This window comes from Candidatus Magnetobacterium casense (assembly GCF_019173545.1).
Classification (GTDB): domain Bacteria; phylum Nitrospirota; class Thermodesulfovibrionia; order Thermodesulfovibrionales; family Magnetobacteriaceae; genus Magnetobacterium; species Magnetobacterium cryptolimnobacter.
Genome location: NZ_JABXWD010000441.1, coordinates 1 through 2,588, shown reverse-complemented (window position 1 = coordinate 2,588; position 2,588 = coordinate 1). Strand labels below are relative to the sequence as shown.

The window sequence follows — 2,588 nt, the reverse complement described above, 5'->3', positions numbered from 1 at the left end:
GGAAGACGGGATGGATCAGAATTATCCTGTCCATCTGCATCATCATCTGGGGAGTATTCGCTATGGACTCTGATATCAAGGTGGCGGCGCCGTTGCTCGGTGTCGGCACCATGCTGTTCATCATGGAAGTTACAAACCTGATTAAGCAAGGCAGAGAACAGGCTTAACCGTTCTGTTTCTCGCCCTGATCGCTCTTCGTATGCTTCATAACCCAGTAGTAGGCCACAAGTAGCACGATCCCCAGGGCCACTACGCCGACTACCACACCAGCCCAAACACCATTAAAGTGTCCCACAACAAGTCCCGCTATAGTTGGTGGACCAAATATGATGGCGACTCCGATTGGTAGTAACTGACTCCGTTTCATTTTATCCCCCTTTCCAATGAACCGACCTGCCCCCACTTAACACCCAGTACCCCCTTAACACTCTTACTTAACAGGGGATATTAATATATCCCCTGGTGTTAAGTAAGTGACAGTTCTTAAATGTTAAATGACACTTGTTAAGTCCCAACCGATAATCCCCACTTCTGGTCCGGTAACTTACAGACCTGCTCCCGAACCTTCATTCGGTTGAGTGTGACACTGATGGTATTCAGGCTCTTGTCCGTGATATTAGCGATCTCTTTGGCGGTGATGGCTCCGTCCTTTAATATGTTCTTGATTTGCCAGGCCAGGGGCAATTCGCTGGATAGTTCCGAATCCTTCAGGTCCGTTTTCTCCACCTTGATATCAGTGTCGCCGAATTGGAACCTGTACCCAAGTGTGCCGTGGAGGTTGGAGAAACTTGCCTTCACCTGCTTGAGGCTTATGATAGCCTGATTGTCGTCTGGCTGGCGTTCCCCTTCGATGCGGCACTGCCAGATAGACCGTGCCAGGTTGGTGAAGAACACCGACCCGAAGATGGTGCGCTGCTTGGTCAATGGGTCCTTGGCATTATGGGCGAGTGTTAGGCTGGTGATTCCGAGTTTGCGTATGGCCTCATTGTACTGTATAGCCGGGTCGGGGTCGTTCAGGTTGCCTTTCACCGCTGGCCCCAAGGAGTCGACTATGATGAGTTTGATTTTATTGTCGGTCACCATTTGCTGCACCGTATCTACCGAATCGGCCAGTGTGCTGCTCATGCGCTTGTAGAGAATTGGCATCTGGAGATCGACAGGGAACCCCTTTGATATGGCGCTCCACCGCTTCAGGAACATAACATTGTCGCCTTCAAAGTCCAGGTATAGTGTATTGGCAGCAGTCTTTTTTGGTATTAGACCGAGCCCGTTGTGCGGGTATGGTAGCTGTGCGATATATGCGATCAACAATGCAACTGTGCTCTTGAGACTGCCGTAGTCGCCAAAAATGACAGTGGGGTGGTTCTGGTACAGAAATGGCTCCAGCAGGTACTCAGGAGTAAGGATGCTGTTCTCTGCAGGCCAGACTTCCTGTATCGGGTCGCCCTGACGGGCCTTTTGGGTGACCTTGTAGGTGATAGAAGTTAGCACCCAGTCCCACTGGACGTATTGCAGAACCTCATTGCTATACTTGAGTTGGCTGAGCAAGGCTTTCCGACTGGACGGCGACAGCAGGTTGACCTTGGTCTGGACGAGGAGCTGTGGGTGCCCTAGGCTCTGGACATCGTGCCAGATAAGTAATTCAACCTCGCCCTTGTCATTGAAGTGTAGGGCATCCACTATCAGCTCGTCGTTGGGCCAGAGGAAGGTGATGTGCCCAGGCTCGTCTCTGCTTATTAACGCAGGTGCCTTACCGGTCAGTTCGGCAATCACCTTGCTGGGATCTTCTACCCGAACATGGTCTAGTTGTTCTGATTCTGGTTGGACACCAACGGCAACTCGGGCATCCTGTTCCATTTTTTGGCCTCTTCCTGCTGGATCTGGTAGTTAATGCTGCGGGCGCGGCTAAAATAACCTCGCACACTGCAGTTCAAGCACCTGATCCTATTTACATCAAAATAGTACTTATTCCCTTTACATACTGGGCACTGCCAGTTACTCATCTAGTGCCTTCTAGCCTAATGCCGGGTATATCTCCACATAGGCGAAACTCGGCTGGTTTGCCAACCCTGCGAATGTTATGTCAATGGTGGTCGACGTGTCGGCTGCCAAGGCGAAGGTGCCGATGTTCCACCAGACTTGGCTGGTTCCCCAGTCAGTCCCGTTGTAGGACATCACTGGGATGTAGGTGATGTTGGTGGTCCAGTTGAACCCTGCGTATACTGGTGGGGAGAACACCAGGTGGATGTTTGCCGTGAAGTTGCCGGGGTCGCTGGCCTTAGCGTGGATCGTGAGGTTCCCAGCGGTCAGGTTCCCTGTCAGGTATGCCTCGGGCGGGCTGCCAATACCTTGGAGTGTGGTTTGGATGGTGTCAATGTCCAACTCCACGGCCGCGACTTTCGGTTGCAAAAGGTTCACCGATAGCACGGCGCTACTAACGGCATCCGATATGGTCCCATACCCGTCCTGCATCTCCTGAATATCCAATGTGTTGTCCGCTACCTTCGGGGTGAGGGTAGCAACAACCTGGTCCAACCGGCCAATGTCGGCGCTATGCTGGCTCTTCGGTGTCATCTGCGTGAACACGA

3 protein-coding genes are annotated in these 2,588 nt (G+C 52.2%); all 3 read right to left on the bottom strand.

The window, feature by feature from the left end:
* Nucleotides 1-163: 163 nt before the first annotated feature.
* Nucleotides 164-367: a hypothetical protein gene (locus tag HWQ67_RS16075; protein WP_218253700.1), complete on the bottom strand. Its 204-nt coding sequence runs from the start codon at nt 365-367 to the stop codon at nt 164-166.
* A 137-nt stretch (nt 368-504) separates the two neighbouring features.
* Entirely contained in the window at nt 505-1,857 is a 1,353-nt protein-coding gene (locus tag HWQ67_RS16070; RefSeq protein WP_218253699.1) for an AAA family ATPase, read from the bottom strand.
* A 156-nt stretch (nt 1,858-2,013) separates the two neighbouring features.
* The coding region (locus tag HWQ67_RS16065) for a hypothetical protein (RefSeq protein ID WP_218253698.1) at nt 2,014-2,588 on the bottom strand (575 nt) is incomplete at its 5' end.

Bases quoted from the DNA above. Each gene is read 5' to 3' on its own strand.
- HWQ67_RS16075 (WP_218253700.1), bottom strand. From the start codon at position 367: ATGAAACGGAGTCAGTTACTACCAATCGGAGTCGCCATCATATTTGGT.
- HWQ67_RS16070 (WP_218253699.1), bottom strand. From the start codon at position 1,857: ATGGAACAGGATGCCCGAGTTGCCGTTGGTGTCCAACCAGAATCAGAA.